This is a genomic window from Dinghuibacter sp. (assembly GCF_035492835.1).
Taxonomy (GTDB): Bacteria; Bacteroidota; Bacteroidia; order Chitinophagales; family Chitinophagaceae; genus Dinghuibacter.
Genome location: NZ_DATJIY010000140.1, coordinates 1 through 18,971 on the forward strand (window position 1 = coordinate 1; position 18,971 = coordinate 18,971).

At 60.4% G+C, this 18,971-nt stretch carries 13 protein-coding genes; 10 read left to right on the plus strand and 3 right to left on the minus strand.

What is annotated here, in order from left to right:
• The coding region (locus VL547_RS13075; RefSeq protein ID WP_325578429.1) for a hypothetical protein at positions 1-237 on the plus strand (237 nt) is incomplete at its 5' end.
• A 26-nt stretch (positions 238-263) separates the two neighbouring features.
• Here the strand turns inward: VL547_RS13075 and VL547_RS13080 are convergent.
• A complete protein-coding gene (locus VL547_RS13080; RefSeq protein ID WP_325578431.1) occupies positions 264-704 on the minus strand; it encodes a DinB family protein in 441 nt (146 codons plus the stop codon).
• Between the two features lie 14 nt (positions 705-718).
• Here VL547_RS13080 and VL547_RS13085 point away from each other — a divergent pair, with 14 nt between their 5' ends.
• The 5 genes from VL547_RS13085 (at position 719) to VL547_RS13105 (ending at position 8,263) form a co-directional block, all read left to right on the plus strand.
• Entirely contained in the window at positions 719-1,735 is a 1,017-nt protein-coding gene (locus VL547_RS13085; RefSeq protein WP_325578433.1) for a serine hydrolase, read from the plus strand.
• A 94-nt stretch (positions 1,736-1,829) separates the two neighbouring features.
• On the plus strand, positions 1,830-2,438 hold the full coding sequence (locus VL547_RS13090) for a TetR/AcrR family transcriptional regulator (RefSeq protein WP_325578435.1): 609 nt from the start codon (positions 1,830-1,832) through the stop codon (positions 2,436-2,438).
• 76 nt (positions 2,439-2,514) lie between these two features.
• Positions 2,515-3,696, plus strand: coding sequence for an efflux RND transporter periplasmic adaptor subunit (locus VL547_RS13095; protein WP_325578437.1), 1,182 nt, complete (start codon positions 2,515-2,517; stop codon positions 3,694-3,696).
• An 11-nt stretch (positions 3,697-3,707) separates the two neighbouring features.
• Positions 3,708-6,851, plus strand: a complete 3,144-nt coding sequence (locus VL547_RS13100) for an efflux RND transporter permease subunit (RefSeq protein ID WP_325578439.1) — start codon at positions 3,708-3,710, stop codon at positions 6,849-6,851.
• A gap of 5 nt (positions 6,852-6,856) precedes the next feature.
• Positions 6,857-8,263, plus strand: a complete 1,407-nt coding sequence (locus VL547_RS13105) for an efflux transporter outer membrane subunit (RefSeq protein WP_325578441.1) — start codon at positions 6,857-6,859, stop codon at positions 8,261-8,263.
• A gap of 92 nt (positions 8,264-8,355) precedes the next feature.
• On the opposite strand, the gene VL547_RS13110 is transcribed toward VL547_RS13105, so the two are convergent.
• Together VL547_RS13110 and VL547_RS13115 are read right to left on the minus strand one after the other, a co-directional pair.
• Positions 8,356-10,704 (minus strand): T9SS type A sorting domain-containing protein, encoded by a 2,349-nt coding sequence (locus VL547_RS13110; protein WP_325578443.1) that lies wholly within the window; start codon positions 10,702-10,704, stop codon positions 8,356-8,358.
• Positions 10,705-10,795: 91 nt separating this feature from the next.
• Entirely contained in the window at positions 10,796-13,141 is a 2,346-nt protein-coding gene (locus VL547_RS13115) for a T9SS type A sorting domain-containing protein (protein WP_325578445.1), read from the minus strand.
• A 152-nt stretch (positions 13,142-13,293) separates the two neighbouring features.
• On the opposite strand from VL547_RS13115, the gene VL547_RS13120 reads away from it, so the two are divergent.
• From VL547_RS13120 to VL547_RS13135, 4 genes are all read left to right on the plus strand, one after another.
• Positions 13,294-13,842 (plus strand): RNA polymerase sigma-70 factor, encoded by a 549-nt coding sequence (locus tag VL547_RS13120; RefSeq protein ID WP_325578447.1) that lies wholly within the window; start codon positions 13,294-13,296, stop codon positions 13,840-13,842.
• Positions 13,843-13,942: 100 nt separating this feature from the next.
• Positions 13,943-15,055 (plus strand): FecR family protein, encoded by a 1,113-nt coding sequence (locus VL547_RS13125; protein WP_325578449.1) that lies wholly within the window; start codon positions 13,943-13,945, stop codon positions 15,053-15,055.
• A gap of 43 nt (positions 15,056-15,098) precedes the next feature.
• Entirely contained in the window at positions 15,099-18,428 is a 3,330-nt protein-coding gene (locus tag VL547_RS13130; RefSeq protein WP_325578451.1) for a SusC/RagA family TonB-linked outer membrane protein, read from the plus strand.
• 9 nt (positions 18,429-18,437) lie between these two features.
• Positions 18,438-18,971, plus strand: a 534-nt coding sequence (locus VL547_RS13135; protein WP_325578454.1) for a RagB/SusD family nutrient uptake outer membrane protein, incomplete at its 3' end; no start/stop codon positions are given.

Below are 18,971 nucleotides of genomic sequence, written 5' to 3' on the forward strand. Positions count from 1 at the left end.
AACGGCTCCAACACCATCGACGGCATCTTTATGTACGCCCGCAGCCTCGACGGCCAGCTCAAGGAATTCACCCGCAAGAACATCGACGCCGAATTCGGATCGAACCCCCAGATGGCCGCCGACATGCAAAGCCTGCGTAAGGAATTGAACAAGCACTGCGTCTCGATGACCCGCGGCGACTTCGAGGCCTGCCGAGAGCTCGCCAAAGACTACCTCGCGAAGTGGCCCGGCCACTAGGCGACCCGGTAAGCGCCCCCGCCCGCTCAGACGTCCAGCAACCGACGGTGATAATTGATCTGACCGAGGTGGTAACCGAGGTGTATCGCTAAATGCGTGAGGAAATACCCAACGCTCACGCGCCCGTCGCTCACCTCCCCGGGATATTCCGCGTCCAGGTCGCCCAGCCCCGCCAGCGTGGCGTCCACGACGGCGGCGACCTCGCGCACCTGCGCCAGCAGCGTCGCACGCGGTATCCCTTTACCGGCGAATTCGAAGGGCCGGTCGCGGACATAGCCGCTGCCGCCGAGCCGCGCGCCGATATACGTGTTGAGGTTCCCGACCAGGTGCATGCACAGATTCCCGGCGGAATTCGCGATATTGCCGGAGACGCGCCAGAGCGCCTCCTCGGAGCGATAGGATTCGATCTCGGCGTATAACCTGTCGAGGTCGCGTTTGTAAAAAGTACGAAGGGCAGATGTATCCATAAAAAAGATATAAAATGTTTCAACTACTGATGCTCGCCGCAGTCATAGGCGCCGCCAGAACACAGCCCATCGACACGATCAGAACACAGCGCACCGACACCACCGGTCTCTACCGCATCGTCGCCACCCGGAACGGCCGCGTAATATATGCCCATTCCTTCAATGGCCACCCGGACACCGCGCTGTGCAACAACCAATCGCTCACCAAGAGCGTCGTCTCCCTGCTCATCGGCATCGCCATCGGCAAGAAATACATCCCTTCGATCGACGAACCCATAACCACCTACTTCCCGGAGCTGAACAACGACAGCGACCCCCGGAAGCGCCGTATAAAAATACGCGACATCATGAACCAGGCCTCCGGACTCTGGCACGAAAACCTGGAGACCCCGAACGGTATACCTGACTACCTGAAGCTGGACGATCAGACAAAATACGTCCTCGACCAACCGATGCTCAGCGATCCGGGCGCCGTTTTTCACTACAACAACGCCGCCACGCACCTGCTGAGCGCCATCCTTACCAAGGCAACCCGCCAGAGCACGCTGGCTTTCGCCCAGGCGTACCTATTCGGGCCGTTACACATCAAAAATGTCCAATGGGATAAGATGAAAGACGGTTACTACGATGGGTGCGGTCTGCTCAGCCTGCACCTAACGACCGACGACATGAACCGGATCGGTACCCTCCTCCTGACCCAAGGCGAATTCGAGCATCGCCAGGTCGTCCCCAAAGCCTGGATCGACCAGATCGTCCACCCCACGCAAACCTATCCCACGCCCTGGGGCTTCCAGGGCTCCCGCTACGCCCTTTGCTACTATCATTACACGTACGAAAACGACTCCCTGACCTACGGCCTCGGCTGGGGTGGCCAATTCCTGGTCACAGACCCCCCAAAGGGCCTCGTCGTCACCGTCAACCAGGACCCCAATAGCCCGCGCGCCCTCCAGCAGTCCATCGACTTTACCCAACATGGCTGGGAGGAATTATATAAAAAGTTGATTTTCAAATCAAAGAAAGCCCTGGAATAAATTCTTTCGAAAAAAGATTTTGTTAAAACGAAATTGTTCCTAATTTTGGCCCATGAAATTTTAACGGCGTTAAAAAATTTAATACGCGTAAACGATGGGCACCCTGGAGCGCAAACAACGGTTGAAGGAGGAAGTGCGGTGTAGGATTCTGGAGGCCTCCTGGCAGATAGTGAAGGAAGAAGGCTGGCACGCTTTGTCGATGCGGAAGATCGCCGACGCAATTGAATATACGGCGCCGATTATATATGGCTACTTCGAGAACAAGGAAGCCATTTTGAAAGAGCTGACCACCCAGGGATTCCGTATCCTGAGCTGTAAGGTCAAAGAGGCGAGGGGACGGCACGACGACCCCGCGGAGCAACTGGAAGCGATGTGGATGGCCTACTGGGACTTCGCCTTCGAACACCAGGCGTATTACCAGCTGATGTATGGAGTGGACGTGGACTGTTGCCAGCTGGAAGCCGAGATCCGGGACGCCGAGCACACGGTCGAGCTGCTGGATGAATCGCTCGCCGCGCTGATCGCCCAAAGCAAAAATCCCCATGAAGACCCCTGCCGCCGGTTTTATACTTTTTGGGCGGTAGTGCACGGGTTAATCTCTCTGAATATAATTCGTAAAGGAACCCTTAGCCTCGAAGTGAACCGCTCCATCCTAAAGGATGCGCTCCGGGCCATCATCACCGACATCAGGGGCGGCTGTTAACAAAAACGATCCCCCCTTTTTTTTCTAGATAATTTAACAGCGGTAAATAATATAACAACGTTAAAACATCAAAACCATGCTCGTAATTAAGCGAATGAAGAACTGGATGACCATCATAGGAGGGCTTTTCATAGCAGCAGTCTTCCTGTCGGGTTGTACAGATTCGGTGGCCAGCAACGGCATGCCGGCCATGCCTCCTCAGGCGCTGCCGGTGTTCGAAGTGCACTCCGCGGACGCGGCCACCGCAGATGAGTACACGGCTTCCCTGGAAGGGATCCGCAACGTGGAGATACGCCCGCAAGTGGACGGCTACCTCGATAAGATCTACCAGGACGAAGGCGCCTTCGTACACAAGGGACAACCCCTTTTCCAGATAGACCAAAGGGTCTACTCCTCCCAGCTGGACAACGCCAAGGCCAACCTGCTGTCGGCAAAAGCCGCGGAGGAAACCGCGGAGATCAACGTCAGCAAGCTGGCTCCGCTCGTACAGAACGGCGTCGTGAGCGACGTACAGCTGAAGACCGCGCAGGCCGCCAACGACGCCGCCAAGGCCAACGTGGCGCAAGCTGAAGCGATGGTCCGCAACGCGGAGATCAACGTCGGCTACACCACGGTGTACGCGCCCATCGACGGCTATCTCGGCAGGATCCCGTACAAGACTGGCAGCCTTGTCGGCAGGAACGACGCGCAGGCCCTGACGGTCCTTTCCGAAGTGGCCGACGTGTACGCGTATTTCTCGATGAGCGAAAAGCAGTTCCTCGACTTCAAGAGCCGCTACAAGGGCGCCACGGTGGAGGAAAAGATCAAGCAGATCCCCCCGGTGGAGCTTATCCTGGCCGACGGGACCACCTATGGCCAGAAAGGTACGGTTGAAACCGTAGAAGGCCAGTTCGACCGCACCCTCGGCTCGATCCCCTTCCGCGTAAAGTTCCCCAACCCCAATGGACTGCTGCGTTCCGGTAACACGGGAAAGATCAAGATGCCCGGGGCTCAAGCCAGCAGCTTGATCGTCCCGCAGGAATCGACCTTCGAAATGCAGGACAAGGTGATGGTCTTCGCGGTCGGCGACTCCAACAAGGTGGCCATGCGCCCCCTGACCGTGAGCGGCCGCAGCGGCAACTACTACCTGGTATCCGGTGGCATCAAGGACGGCGACAAGCTCGTATACACCGGCCTGGACCGTCTGAAGGACGGCGCGGTGATCGTACCCCAGCCCATCAAGCTGGATAGTCTAATAAAAGCAAGTCCACTGCAGTAAACTGAATAAACATGCTCAGACGATTTATTGAAAGACCGGTGTTATCAACGGTCGTGTCTATCATATTGCTCTTACTGGGGATATTGTCGGTGTTTTCCCTGCCGATCACGCTGTTCCCGGATATCGCGCCGCCCTGCGTGGTCGTTTCGGCGACCTACCCCGGGGCGAACGCGGAAGTCGTGGCGCGCTCGGTGGCGACGCCTTTGGAAGAAGCCATCAACGGGGTGGAGAACATGACCTACATGACCTCCAACTCCTCCAACGACGGCTCGATGACGCTGTCGGTCTACTTCAAGCAGGGGACCAACCCGGACATCGCCTCGGTGAATGTACAGAACCGCGTCTCCAAGGCCACGAGCCAGCTTCCCACGGAGGTCACCCAGACGGGTATCTCCACGCAGAAGCAGCAGAACAGCATCATCATGTTCGTGGCCGTTTCTTCCACGGACAGCGCCTATGACGAAACGTTCCTTCAGAACTATGTCAAGATCAACCTGATCCCCAAGGTCCAGCGTATCCCCGGCGTGGGCGACGCCCAGATCTTCGGCGCCAAGGACTATTCCATGCGGATATGGCTGAAGCCCGACCGCCTGGCGTCCTACAACCTGTCGCCCATGGACGTCACCAACGCCATCAAGGAACAAAGCCTCGAGGTGGCCCCTGGCCGTTTTGGACAAAGCTCTTCCCAGATCTTCGAGTACGTCCTCAAATACAAGGGCAAGCTCAACAACAACGCGGACTATGAGAACATCGTCATCCGCGCGAACCCGGACGGGTCGGTGATCCGCCTCAAGGACGTGGCCCGGGTGGAATTCGGTTCGTACTCCTATGCGTCGAACAGCAAGCTCAACGGTCACCCGACCACCGGTTTCGCGGTATTCCAGACAGCTGGTTCGAACGCCAACGACATCCTTACGGAAGCCCAGAAACTGGTCAAGAAATTCGACAGTGAATTGCCCCGCGGGATCCATACGTCGATCATGTTCAACTCCAAGGAGTTCCTGGACGCGTCGATCGACCAGGTCAAGCACACCCTGATCGAGGCCTTCGTCCTGGTATTCCTCGTGGTCTTCCTCTTCCTGCAGGACTTCCGGTCCACGCTGATCCCCGCGATTGCCGTGCCGGTGGCCATCGTGGGCACCTTCTTCTTCCTCCAGCTCTTCGGCTTCACCATCAACCTGCTGACCCTCTTCGCCCTGGTGCTCGCCATCGGGATCGTGGTGGACGACGCCATCGTAGTGGTGGAGGCCGTCCACTCGAAGATGGAACGAACGGGACTCCCCGCGCGGGAAGCGACGGTTACCTCGATGAACGAGATATCGGGCGCCATCATATCGATCACCCTGGTGATGGCGGCGGTATTCGTCCCCGTGGGCTTTATGCAGGGTCCGGCGGGCGTATTTTACCGGCAGTTCGCCTTTACCCTGGCAATCGCCATCCTCATCTCCGCGGTCAACGCCTTGACGTTGAGCCCTGCGCTCTGCGCGCTGTTCCTGAAGAACACGCACGGGGAAAGGAAAGGGATCGCCGGAAGGTTCTTCACCGCCTTCAACGCTGGCTTCACGGCCATGACCAATAAATACCTCGGCAGCCTGAAATTCCTCTTCAAGCAGCGCTGGATCGCCATCGGCCTGCTCGTCGTCATCGCCGGGATCACCTATTGGATGATGCAGCGCACCCCGTCGGGGTTCATTCCCACCGAGGACCAGGGTTTCGTGCTCTATGCTGCGACCACGCCTCCGGGCAGCTCGCTGGCGCAGACGCACAAAGCGCTCGACGAGATATCCAACATCGTCAACAACGACCCGGTCACCGACAAGCACTACACCATCGAGGGCCTGAACTTCATCACCAACGCCAACGCGGCGCCCTATGGCGCGGGCTTTATCCGCATGAAACCCCGCGACGAACGCGGCCCGGTCAAGGATATGGAGGCGGTGTCCGGCGAGCTCACCATGAAGGTGGCGATGCAGGTCAAGGACGCGCACGCCTTCTTCTTCACCTTCCCTACCATCCAGGGTTTCGGGAACGTGGCCGGTTTCGAGTTCATGCTACAGGACCAGAACAACGGTTCCCTCGACAAGCTGGGTCAGACCGCGTACCAGTTCATCGGCGCGCTGATGCAGCGCAAAGAGATCGCCTACGCGTTCACCACCTTCGCCTCGGGAAACCCCCAGTACGAGATCCAGGTGGACGACGCCAAGGCCAAACAGCTCAACGTGAACATCAGCGACCTGTTGCAGACGCTACAGACCTACTACGGTAGCTCCTTTGTCGACGACTTCAACCGTTTTGGCAAGTACTACCGCGTGATGGCCCAGGCCGACGTACAATACAGGGCGGATCCCACGTCCATGGAAGGCATATACGTCAAGAACGACCAGGGGAACATGGTACCGGTAAACCAGCTGGTGTCGCTGAAGCGCGTCTACGGTCCCGAGACCGTGACCCGCAACAACCTCTACAACGCCGTTACCATCAACGGGGTGCCCAAGCCAGGGTATAGTACGGGTGATGCCATCAAGGCCATCGAGGAAACTGCCCAGCAGGTGCTGCCCCGCGGCTATGCCACCGAATGGACCGGCATGACGCGGGAAGAAGTCAAGGCGGGCTCGCAGATGGTCTTCATCTTCATCCTCAGCCTGATCTTCGTCTACTTCCTGCTGTCCGCCCAATACGAAAGCTACATCCTGCCGCTGGCGGTCGTGCTGTCGATACCGGTGGGCGTCTTCGGAACCTTCGCCTTTATCAAGATGATGGGCATCGACAACAACATCTATGTACAGGTGAGCCTCATCATGCTCATCGGGTTGCTCGCCAAGAACGCCATCCTGATCGTGGAATACGCGGTTCAGCGCCGGCGGGCGGGGATGAAGCTCGTCGCTTCGGCCCTGGAAGCCGCCCAGCTGCGGCTCCGGCCCATCCTGATGACCTCCTTTGCCTTTATCGTGGGGCTGCTGCCCCTGCTGCGGGCCCAGGGCGCTTCCGCCATGGGGAACCGTTCGATCGGTACCGGCGCGGTAGGCGGGATGCTGACCGGCGTCATACTCGGGGTGTTCATCATCCCGGTGTTGTTCGTGATGTTCCAATACCTCCAGGAAAAGGTGTCGACCCGCAAGGTCGTTACCGCTGAGTATTCACCCGTAATCGAATAATAACTATGAACCGATATAGCCTTATACTCCTGGTTCTGCTCCCGTTGGGCGCCTGCAGGGTTGGACGTAACTACGAGCGGCCTTCCTTACCCCTGCCGGCCTCCTACGCGGGGGTAGCTACCGGGGATACCCTCAGCATCGCTTCCACCGCGTGGGCTGAGTTTTACACCGACCCACTGCTCAAGCAGCTGATCGATAGTGCCGTGAAGAACAACTACGACCTGCAGACCGCCCTGACCCGGATAGCCACGTCCGGTCAGGAGGTCCGGCGGGCGAAGGCTGCCTTCCTGCCGGCTGCCTCGATCGGGGTCGGCGCCAACACGAGCGTCTATGGCAAAAACACGTTGAACGGTCTGAGCGATCAGGCGTTCCTCGGCAAAGACCACCTCGAGGATTATAACATAACGGCGAACATCTCCTGGGAAGCCGATATCTGGGGCCGTATCCGCCGGCAAAAAGAAGCCGCGCTGGCCACCTATCTCCAGACAACCGAGGCCGCCCGCGCTGTCCAGACCGCGCTGGTTGCCGACGTCGCGCAAGGGTATTACAACCTCCTGATGCTGGACGCCCAGCTTGACATCGCCCGTCACAGCGTAGCCCTGGGCGACAGCATCCTGAGCATGACCAAGCTTCAGAAGGACGCCGGCGACGTCACCCAGCTGGCCGTCGAACAAGCCGAGGCGCAACGCCAGGCCGCGGCCATCCTGGTGCCCCAGCTCCAGCAGAGCATCACGCTCCAGGAGAACGCGCTGCACATCCTGACCGCATCGCAGCCCGGTACGGCGATCCCGCGCCAGTCGGACATCCGCACGGTCACCGCGCCCGCCACGCTCAGCGCCGGCGTCCCGGCTGCATTGGTCAGCCGCCGTCCCGACGTGCGCGCCGCCGAAATGGGACTTGTCGCCGCCAACGCCCAGGTGGGCGCCGCCCAAGCGAATATGTACCCGATCCTGACCATCACCGCCGGTGGCGGCCTGGACGCCTTCAAGGCCAGCAACTGGTTTTCCGTCCCCAATTCCCTGTTCGGTTTGTTGGGCGGAACCCTTGTCGAACCGATCCTCCAGGGCCGCGCGCGCAAGACCCAGTTCGAGGAAGCCAAGATCGCCCGCGAACAAAACGTGATCGTCTTCCGCCAGACCGTCCTGGGCGCCGTTGGCGAGGTCTCCAACGCGCTGACCAGCTACACCGATCTCCAGGACCAGGAGCGCATCGCCTCCTCGCGGCTGGGTACGCTGCGCAACGCCGTCGGTCACGCGCAGCTGCTCTTCAAGAGCGGGCTCGCGAACTACCTGGAGGTGATCACGGCGCAAGGGAACCTGCTGTCGTCGGAGTTGGATTATGCAAGCATCAAGCGGCAGCAACTGTCGCAGGAAGTAGAACTCTACCGCTCCCTTGGGGGTGGTTGGCAATAACGCATTGGCAGCCTGTTTAACCTGCCGATAACGTGCACGGCCGTGTAGCCGTAAGGACTCTGGACCTCATGAGAGGCCAACGGAGGCGGGCACTACCCTTTCACCAGAGGTAGGACCCGCCTCCATCCGTTTGTAGCCGTAAGCTCGAGGAAATATACCCCCGGCGCGAGACCCGTAAGCTGCAACAAGTTATCCCCCGCTGTCACCGTCAGCTGGAACGTCCTGACCACCCTCCCGGACGCGTCCACGAGCGACCCTTGAAGCGACGCCGGCGCTGAAGCATAGAGCACCGCCGAAGACCCCACCGGGTTCGGCCGCAGGGCCACGGATAAGGCAGACCGTCGGACGACTACCACACCGCTCCATTCCGCGCTCCCATCGGCAAAAAGAACCTCCAGCCTGTAATAAAGCAACGGCGCGGCAGCAGTATCCGCGTAAGACATCACGTCGCTGTCCAGGGAAACGAGGGGCGCAAACGCCACCCCATCGTAAGACCGCGTCAACACAAACCCCGACACAGGAGAAGCCACCGCCCAGTGGAGCACATTCGACTCATCCTCATAAAATTGCAACAACGACAGCGCCAGCGGGATCACCGCCCCTTCATACGCCCCGATGTCCGCCGCGTTGGCGCCCGCATCCGGCCGCACGGCCTCCGCGATGTCGTCCGTGACCCAGCCATAAGACCCGTTGGTGCCGTTGGGGGGCACGCCGTCCGCCCCGCCGGTGCCCGCGGCCGAGTTCAGGTGGAGCCCGTCGTCGATGGTGCCCCACTGACCGTCCGGGCCGGCATAGTTCCCCGAGTTATAAAAGGTCGGCGTCTGCGCGATATTCCCCACGACGCTCCCGCCGGCGGGATAGAGGGCGGCCTCGGGGAAGTCGTTGTATTTGAGCTTGAGCGACGCCGTGGAGCTCGTATAGAAATTGTCGGGGTTGTTGTTCCAGAGCATGTTGTTGTAGAACTTCACGCCTTCGCCCCCGACGTCATAGAACCCGCCCCCGGAGCTGCCCGCCGTGTTGTTGTAAAAGGTGCAGTTCTCCACCGGCTGGGTGCTGTTGTTGTAATACCCGCCCCCGTCCACCGCGCAGCGGTTGTCGACAAAGACGCAGTTCACAAAGAAACCCGTCCCCGCCGTGTGGTAATACCCGCCGCCGTTGGACGCGCTCCCGCCCGCGATGTTCGCCTGGAAAACCGTATTGCTGTCCTGCGGCGAGGCGCCCCCGTTGTCGTATTGACCGGCCCCGTTGCCGCCGTTGGTGACGTTGGCGCGTATCAGGCAGTGGGAAATGACCGGGTTGGTGGCGTCGTTATAAAACCCGCCCCCGCCGGCCCCGGTGGTCGACGTCGACGTGTTGTTGGCGATCGTGTCGTAGGCGTACAGACACGAGCCGCCGCTGGAGTAGATCCCGCCGCCCATGGACGCGTTGTTGTTGTTGAAATTGCAGTGCGTGATCGTAAAAGAGGTCCCCCCGGTATTGGCCATACCGCCTCCGTAAGTGGCAGCGACATTCTGCGTGAGTGTCGTATAGGACATCGTGAGGGTGCTCGTGCCGTTAAAGAAGAACGCGCCTCCGTAGGCATTGACGGCGTGGTTGCCCGTAAAAACGCAGTTATGTATCACATCCCCCGAGCCGCTGTTGGAATAGATCGCGCCTCCGCCGGTGGTCCCCGCCGCGACAAAGGAATAGTTCCCCGTGAACGTACACCCGCTAAAGGTCACCGGCGAAGACGTCTCCTTGGAGATCGCGCCCCCGTTGCCCTGCGCCGTGTTCGACGTAAACGCGCAGCTGGTAACGGGGAACGCGTTGCAATTGCCCAGGTAGAGCGCGCCGCCCTCTCCGCCAGCCTGGTTGGCGATAAAGGTGCAGTTCGCCAGTATCGGCTGGGATTTCATCGCGCAGATCCCGGCCCCAGTCGCCCGGCTGAACGCCTGCCCGCCGATGGTGATCGACCCCGTCCCGTTCGCCTCCCCCGAGTCGATCTTGACGCCGTCCAGGATGGCGGTGTTGGACATATTGTAGGTGGCGATGACGTGGTAGCAGTTGTCCGTGACGTTCCCCGCGGTCCCGATGTCGCCGGAGAGCGACGTAACGTGCGTGGCCACGTTGCGCTGCGACAAAAAGCTTTCCGTCCCGGCAAAACCCCCGTACACCGCAACGCCGTTGGTCAGCGCAAAGGCAAAGTCCCGGTTCGTCGCCCCGCCGGTGCTCCCCGCTGGATAGGCGGTAGGGTAGTACACCCCCGCGGCGATCCACACGGTATCCCCGCTGGCGGCCGCCGCGAGGATACCCTGCAATTGCGCCGCCCCCGCGGCGTTCGCCCAGGAGCCTAGCCCGGTGCCGGTTCCGGCGGCGGTTTGTTTGACGAAATGTTTTGTCTGGCCCAGGGACGGCAGATATAAGAAGAACGCAAGCCCGCAAACGAGTTGGACTGCTTTCATAGGGATGGATTTGGTTCCCTAAATCTAGCTATGTTCCCGCTGCTATTATAGAACCCGGATGAGGATCGAAGCCTGGCTACGGGCGTGCCCGCTATTCTTTGACGAAGGGTATCACCTGTCGCAGTCCGTTTACGACGTCGAGTTCGAGAAAATACGTCCCCGGCGCGAGACCCGCGAAAGACAACGGGTTATTTCCCGTCGCCAACGACAGCACGCGCAGTAGCCGCCCCGATGCGTCGAATATGTTCGCATTCCCCGGCGCCGGCACATACAGCGTCGCCGATGATACGACCGGGTTCGGTCGCAACTGCGCAAGCCCCGGGCCCCGCCGCACCGTCACGACCCCGCTCCACTGCGTGCTCCCATCCGCCAGCATAACCTCCAGCTTGTAATAGAACACCGGGGCCACAGACGTATCCGCATACGACATAACGCTGCCACCCAACGACGCCACCGGCGAGAACGCCCATCCATCGGAAGACCGCGTCAACACGAAGCTGGCCGCCGGGGCCGCCACCGACCAGTGTAACACGCCCAAACCATCCGCATAGAATTGCACCAGCGACAGCGCCAGCGGGATCACCGTGCCCTCATACGCGCCCATGTCCGCGAGGTTCGCGCCCGCATCGGGCCGCGCGGCATCGGCGATGTCGTCAGCGGGCCAACCCACCGAGCCGAAGCTGCCGGCCGGGGGCACCGCATCGGTCCCGCCCGTACCGGAGGGCGACGCCAGGTGGAGCCCATCGTCGATCGTTCCCCATTGACCGTCCGGGCCGGCATAGCTGCTGGCGTCGTAGAAGGTCGGCGCCTGCGCCAGGTTGCCCACGACCGTCGAGCCCGCGTAGCTGCCGGATTCGGGAAAGTCATTATAGAGCAGCGTGAACTGGGCCGTCGAGCCGCCGCCCAGGCCAAAGCTGTTGGGGGTGTTGCCCCACAGCATGTTGTTGTAGTATTTGGCCTGCTCCCCGCCTTCATCGTATACCCCCCCGCCGGTCGTCCCCGCGGTGTTGTGGTAAAACGTGCAGCTCTCCACGGGTTGCACGCTGTTGTTGTAATAGCCGCCGCCGTCCCCGGAAGCGCTGTTGTCGACAAAGACGCAGTTCAGGAAAAGACCGGCGCCGCCGGCGTGGTAATAGCCGCCGCCGTTAGCGGAGTTGCCCTGGGCGCTGTTGGACTGGAAAACCGTATTGCTGTCGATGGGCGCGGCCGCCCCGTTGTCGTATTGCCCCGCGCCATTGCCACCGCCGGTGGTATTGTTTTGAAAAAGACAGTGCGACACCACCGGGTTGGCCGCGTCGTTGTAGAATCCGCCCCCGCCCGCGCCGTTGGTCGACGTCGCGGTGTTGCCCTGGAGCGTGTCCCAGGCATAGGTACCGCCCGTGCCGCTGGAATACACGCCGCCGCCCCAGGCGGAGGTGTTGGCGCTAAAATTACAATGCGTGATGTCGAAGCCCGCCCCGCCCACGTTGGCCAGCCCGCCGCCAAAGGAAGACGCGGTGTTCCCCGTGAGGGTCGTCCGCGTCATCGTCAAAGCGCCGGTCCCATTATAGAATACCGCTCCGCCATAGGCGTTGAAGGCTTTGTCGGCAGAAAACAGACACCCCTCTATCAAGTCACCCGAACCACCCGCGGAGTAGATACCGCCTCCGCCGCTGATCCCCGCCGCGACAAACGACCAGTTGCCCGTAAACGTGCAGGAATCGAAGGTCACCGGCGACGCGGTTTCCTTGGAGACCGCGCCCCCGTTGGACAAGGCCGTGTTGCCGGAAAACGCGCAGCCCTTTATCAAAAGGGCGGTGCAGTTGGACAGGTACAGACCCCCGCCTTCGCCGTTGGCCTGATTGTTCGCGATGGTGCAGTTCGACAGCGTCGGTTCCGCGGCGATCATAAAAATCCCCCCGCCCAGGGTCCGGCCGAACGCCTGTCCCCCCAAGGAGATCGAGCCCGTGCCGTTGGCGTAGCCCGAATCGATCTTTATGTCATCCAGAAGCGTCGTGGCAGCCAGACCCGTGCCGACGAGCACGTGGTAGCAATCGTCCGGCAGGTAGCCTGCCGTCCCGATGTCTCCCGAAAATGACGTGGTATGACCCGCCGTGCGGTCGGTAAGAAAGGTCTCCGTACCCACAAACCCGCCATAAACGGCCACGCCGCTGGCGATCGTAAAGGCAAAATCGCGGTTGGTAGCGCCCCCCGTACTACCGGCCGGGTAGGCGGTCGGATGATACACACCCATAGCGATCCAAATGGTATCCCCGCTGGCGGCGCCGGCCAGGATGCCCTGCAGTTGCGCCGCTCCGGCTGCGCTGGCCCAGGACCCCACCCCGGCGCCGGTTCCCGTTTGGGTAACAAAATATTTCGTCTGGCCACGCGAAGGCAGACAAAGGAAGAACGAACATATGAAGAGCGCGAATCCGTAAACGAGAGGGACCGCTTTCATAAGGGTGGATTTGGTATCCTAAATTTACACAATAATTTTGACCCGGACTCGGGGTCCGCGACCTTTCAGGGGTACTTATAATGATGGCCGGCGGGTCCAACTTCCGGCAATTTTGAGAAATCGACGTATTTTTACGATAGCACGAGGATACAATGGCTGCTGTACACAATCTTTCCGATCAAGCGCTGCTGGCCCTGCTCAGGGAGGGCCAGGAAACCGCTTTTACGGAAATCTACCGCCGCTATTGGGAACGGCTCCTTGGGGTCGGGTACGCCTATACCCGCAACAAGGAGGCCGCCGAGGAAATCGTCCACGACGTCCTGCTTCGTCTGTGGCGTCAGCGGACGGACGTCCGCATCGATTCCCTCGGCGCCTATCTGGGCACCGCCGTGAAATTCTCCGTTTTCAAGGCCCTGCTCAAGGAACGGCGCCGCTCCGAAATCCGCGCGCGTATGCCGCTGATCGAAGCCGACTCACGCGACGAGGAAATGATCGAAGCCCGCTTCCTGAAGGACTACCTCGACGGTGTCATCGAAAGCCTCCCCGAAAAGTGCCGCCTCGTCTACCGCTACAGCCGCGGTGAGCAGCTGTCGCTCGTCGAGATCGCCGAACGCATGCAGATCTCCCCCAAAACCGTCGAATCCCACATCACCAAAGCGCTCCGCACGCTCCGCCACAGCCTGCAAGCGATTTTTTTCTGAGCCGGCTAAGGGATAAACGCCGGTTACGGGTACAATATATCAGAACGCGACCCGCCGCCAATGAATCGATACGGGCTCGCCGCCCCGAAATACTTGCGACATGGACCAGGACCGACTCCATAACATACTCCAAAAATACCTGGATGGCTCCGCCACCCCGGATGAGACCGCTGCGCTGCATGACTGGTACCGGTCGGCCGGCGCGACGGAGGTGGAGTGGCCCGCCGACGACCCCGCCGGGATCGACGACGTCCGCGAACGCATGCTGGACCGCCTGCAACGCGAGGCCTTCGGCAAAAACGCGGCGCCCGCGGCCGTTCGCCGCCTGCGCCTTGCGCTCGCCGCCGCAGCCACCGTTCTGCTCTTAAGCACCGTCGCTTACCTCCGATACATCCACCGTACCCCTCCTGCGACGCCCCCCATGGCACACGACGCGCTCCCCGGCGGCAACAAGGCCACGCTCATCCTGGGCGGCGGCCAGGCCATCACCCTCGACAGCGCCCACCAGGGTCTGCTGGCGACGCAGGGGGGGATAGCGGTGCAAAAAAGCGGCAAGGGAGAGCTTGTGTATGAAGGCGCCCCCACGACGGTCGAAACTGCCTACAATACGATCCTGACGCCCAATGGGGGCACCTATGCCGTCACGCTGTCCGACGGAACGAAAGTCTGGCTCAACGCCGCGAGCTCCCTCAAGTACCCGGTGACGTTTACCGGCGGCGTCCGGTCCGTCGACCTTACCGGCGAAGCTTACTTCGAAGTGGCAAAGGACGCCAAGCCGTTCACCGTACACTGTCTCGGCCAGACTATCGACGTCCTGGGAACGCACTTCAACGTCAACGCCTATACGAACGAATCGGCTATAAGAACCACACTGCTCCAGGGCAAGGTCAAGGTGAACAATACCCCGCTACAGCCAGGCGAGCAAAGCACGGTAGGCGCCGACGGAAAAGTACACATAATGAACAACATCGACACCGCCGAAGTCATGGCCTGGAAGAACGGCATGTTCCAGTTCGACGATGCGGACATCGGCACGGTGATGCGCGAGATCGGCCGCTGGTATGACGTGGACGTGGTCTACGAGGGCAAGCTCCCCGACGACCACTTCCGCGGCAAGATACCGCGCAACGTCAATGCGTCACAAGTGCTCCAGATATTGGCTATAGGCGGGATCGAGTTTACGATAGCAGGGAAGAAAATCTACTTGAAATAAGGGCCCACGGCCGGTTTTACCACCATCAAAGCTACCCCAACGTATGAGACATGTCAGCATGATGCTCCTGTTACTCCTATGCGCCGCCGCGGCCAGGAGCCAGGTGATCAACCTTTCCGTAAAAAATGCGAGCCTGGAAAGCGTCTTTACCCAGCTCGAAAAGCAAAGCGGTTACACCTTCTTCTATAAGGTGGAGCTCATCCGGACATTGCCGGCCGTGACCGTGGACATCCGTCACGCCACCATCCAGGAGGCCCTCGACCTGTGTCTGGCGCACGAACCCTTGTCCTATTCGATTATACAAAAGACCGTAGTGATCAAGCCCAAAGCGGAGCCCGCGCCCCAGACCGGGGCAGCGGCTCCCACCGGAGCGCGGCTGATTCGGGGCAAGGTATTCGACAGGGAAGGACGGCCGCTGGCGGGGGTGAGCATTGCGCTCGAGGGAACGGCGTATGGGTGGACGACCAGCGCCGACGGAACTTTTATCTGTGCGCTGGCCGGTAGCGCACTGGAAAGGAAACCGGTGTTCGTTTTCACGAGCGTCGGTTTCGCCCGGCAACGGCGCCCGCTCCCGCAACCGGGAACGGAGCTGGTCGTTACGATGCAGCAACAGATCAACGACCTGGATGAAATCCAAATGACCGCGTATTCCACGACGTCCAAACGGTACAACACCGGGGACATCACCACCGTGACCTCCGACGAGATCGCGCGCAACCCCGTGGACAATGTGCTGGAGGCGCTCCAGGGCCGGGTCGCGGGGATGTTCGTGACCCAGCAAACCGGCGTCACCAACGGGGCCTTCCGCGTACAGATCCGCAGCGTCAATACCCTCACGGGTACCGGCGGGAACGGCACGACCATTACACCGGGGTCCGGCGGGCAGCCGTTGTACATCGTGGATGGGGTCGAATACCCCGCCAACACGACCCTGCCCATGAGCAACGGCGTCTATGGCGGCGTCCAGCCGCAGGAATTCGGCAACGCGCTGAACTACCTGGACCCGGAAACGATCGAATCGATCAACGTCCTGAAGGGAGCCGACGCCACGGCCATCTATGGATCCAGGGGCGCCTTCGGGGTCATCCTGATCACCACCAAAAGGGCCAGGGCGGGTAAACCCACGCTCACCGCCACCGTATACCAGGGAGTCACCGAGCTGGGGACCTCCCCGAAGCTGATGAATACGCAGCAATACCTCGCCGTCCGGCACAATGCCTTTGCCAACGACGGTACGCAACCCGGCAACGCCGACCTCGATCTAAACGGCACGTGGGACACCACGCGCAGCGTCAACTGGCAAAAATATTTCCTGGGGGGACACGCGCCCACCACCAAGGTCACCGCCCGGTACAGCGGTGGCAGCGCGAACGCGAATTTTATGATCGGTGCCCACTACAACGAAGTCGGCAACATCCAGATCAGCAAGGGCAATGTGCGGTCGGGTGGGGTGGACCTCGGTCTCAACGCCAATACCAACGACCGGAAGGTCACGCTGGCGGTATCGGGCAGTTTCAACAACAACATCGACGACCGCGTCCTGATCGACTTTACCGGAACCAGCGGGGTACTACAGGCCCCCGATGCCCCGTCGTACTATTTGCCCAACGGCCAATTGAACTGGTCGACGGGCGCCAACGCGCTGAGCATCCTGAATTCGTCGTATTCCAACAATACCAATAATTTGCTGGCGAACGCCATCCTCACGATCATGCCCCTCAAGGGTTTGAGCATCATCGCATCGGGCGGCTACAGCTACCTGTTTGCCCGGGAGTTCAACGGCCAGCCCAGCTCTGTGTTCAACCCGCAAAGCAACTTCGCGTCCTCCACCGCCAGCATGGTGCGGCACTACAACATCGCCACGCTCAGCGCCGACCCGCGCATCCAATACAACCGGACGCTCTTTAAAAAACTCAACCTGCTGGCCATCGTGGGCGGGAGTCTCCGTAACCAGCAGACCGAGACGATGAGCATCTACGGCTATGGATTCGTAAACGACGAGCTGCTCAAGGACCCCGCCTCTGGCGCCAATACCAACAGCGTCTACAACCAGACACCCAGCCGGTATATCGGCGGATTCGCCAACCTGAAGCTCATCTGGGCGGACAAATACATCCTGAACCTCGCCGGCCGCCGGGATGGGAGCTCGGTCTTCGGGCCCGACCACCAGTTCGGTAACTTCGGCTCCGTCGGCGGTGGCTGGATCATCAGCGAGGAGCCCTGGTTCCGCGGGCTTAAACGCACGGTCGACTTCCTGAAGCTGGAGGGCAGCTACGGTCTGGAAGGCGCCAGCGGCGTATCGCCCTATTCGTACATCAGCACCTATTCGGTCTATTCCCCGTCGTATGGCGGCGGCAGCGGCGCCACGCCCAACAACCTTTCCAATCCCTACCTCCACTGGGAGACGGACCACAACGGCGAAGCGGGTCTGAGCGTCGACCTGTTCAACGGGGCCGTCAACCTGGAACTGGAATACTACCTCGACCACGTGGGTGACCAGCTGACCTCCCAGCCGCTGGCCAGCATCACCGGCTTCACGAGTTTTTTTATCAATTCCCCGGCCCGCATCCGCACCGACGGCCTGGAGGCCACGCTCACCACGCGCAATCTCCGGACAAAGGATTTTACCTGGAACACCCGGATCAATTTCACGATGCCGCACTCAAAATTGCTCGCCTACCCGGGCATCGAGAACCTGACGACCAACTATAACTATATCGTCGGTAAACCCATCACCGGGGTCAAGCTGTACAATTTCGCCGGGATCGATCCCCAAAAGGGGGTGTACAACTACACCAACGCCGCGGGCGTCAAGGGCGAATACGAGCCCTTTTTCAGCCCGACGCAGCTCAACCCGGCCACCGACAAAACGGGGTTCGTGGACATGTCCCCAAAGTGGTTCGGCGGCATTTGGAATTCCTTTACCTACAAGAATTTCAGCATGGACTTCCTGGTATCGGTCACCGACAAGGTGGGCCCTACCTACCTGGGATGGCAGACTTACTCCCTGGGTATGTTCAATACCAATTACCCAGAAGACCTGGCCGCCAAACGCTGGATGAAACCCGGCGACAAAGCCACCGTGCCCAAGGCCTCTGCCGGTTTCGAGGGTTTTCTCGACCAGCTCAATTTTGTAAATAGTACCGGCGCCTTTAGCAACGCGACCTACGCGCGGTTGCAGAACCTGAGTCTCTCTTACGTGCTGCCGCGGCAGATAGCCCAAAAGGCGCGGCTCACCACGATCAAGGTTTATGTATCCGGGCAGAACCTGCTTACGGTGTCTAAGTACGGGAGCCTTGACCCCGAGAACATGAGCGCCGGCCACATGCCGCCGCTGCGCGTACTGACCGGCGGATTGACGATCACCTTATAATTCTGATGTATGACGACACTATCCAAATATATCTTCTGGTGCGGCAGCGGGGCGCTGCTGGCCCTCGCCGGTTGCAAAAAATACCTGCAGGTTCCCCTGCCCGTCAACTCCATTGCCGCGCAATCCGCCTTTGGCACCGACGCCGCCTCGGCCTCCTCGTTAAACGGCATCTACGGCGGCCTGCTCAGCGACGGTGTTTTCGACGGGAACGGCTCCGTCGGCTATCTCACCGGTGTATACGGGGACGAGCTTGCGAGCTACTACATCGTCCCCAGCTACCAGGCGTTGTACACCGACCAGGTATCCAGCACCACGGGCGGCGTGACCGCCACCTGGTCGACCCTCTACCAGCAGTTGTATGCGATCAACCAGGCCATCCAGTACATCCCGCAATCCTCCGGTCTCCAGTACCGGAACCAATGGATGGGTGAGGCGTACTTCATGCGGGCGCTTTGTTACTTCTACCTCACCAACCTCTACGGGGACGTACCCCTGGTGGTGACCACCGACTACCTCGCCAACAATGCCCTGGCACGCGCGCCG

Bases quoted from the DNA above. Each gene is read 5' to 3' on its own strand.
- VL547_RS13080 (WP_325578431.1), bottom strand. From the start codon at position 704: ATGGATACATCTGCCCTTCGTACTTTTTACAAACGCGACCTCGACAGG.
- VL547_RS13085 (WP_325578433.1), top strand. From the start codon at position 719: ATGTTTCAACTACTGATGCTCGCCGCAGTCATAGGCGCCGCCAGAACA.
- VL547_RS13090 (WP_325578435.1), top strand. From the start codon at position 1,830: ATGGGCACCCTGGAGCGCAAACAACGGTTGAAGGAGGAAGTGCGGTGT.
- VL547_RS13095 (WP_325578437.1), top strand. From the start codon at position 2,515: ATGCTCGTAATTAAGCGAATGAAGAACTGGATGACCATCATAGGAGGG.
- VL547_RS13100 (WP_325578439.1), top strand. From the start codon at position 3,708: ATGCTCAGACGATTTATTGAAAGACCGGTGTTATCAACGGTCGTGTCT.
- VL547_RS13105 (WP_325578441.1), top strand. From the start codon at position 6,857: ATGAACCGATATAGCCTTATACTCCTGGTTCTGCTCCCGTTGGGCGCC.
- VL547_RS13110 (WP_325578443.1), bottom strand. From the start codon at position 10,704: ATGAAAGCAGTCCAACTCGTTTGCGGGCTTGCGTTCTTCTTATATCTG.
- VL547_RS13115 (WP_325578445.1), bottom strand. From the start codon at position 13,141: ATGAAAGCGGTCCCTCTCGTTTACGGATTCGCGCTCTTCATATGTTCG.
- VL547_RS13120 (WP_325578447.1), top strand. From the start codon at position 13,294: ATGGCTGCTGTACACAATCTTTCCGATCAAGCGCTGCTGGCCCTGCTC.
- VL547_RS13125 (WP_325578449.1), top strand. From the start codon at position 13,943: ATGGACCAGGACCGACTCCATAACATACTCCAAAAATACCTGGATGGC.
- VL547_RS13130 (WP_325578451.1), top strand. From the start codon at position 15,099: ATGAGACATGTCAGCATGATGCTCCTGTTACTCCTATGCGCCGCCGCG.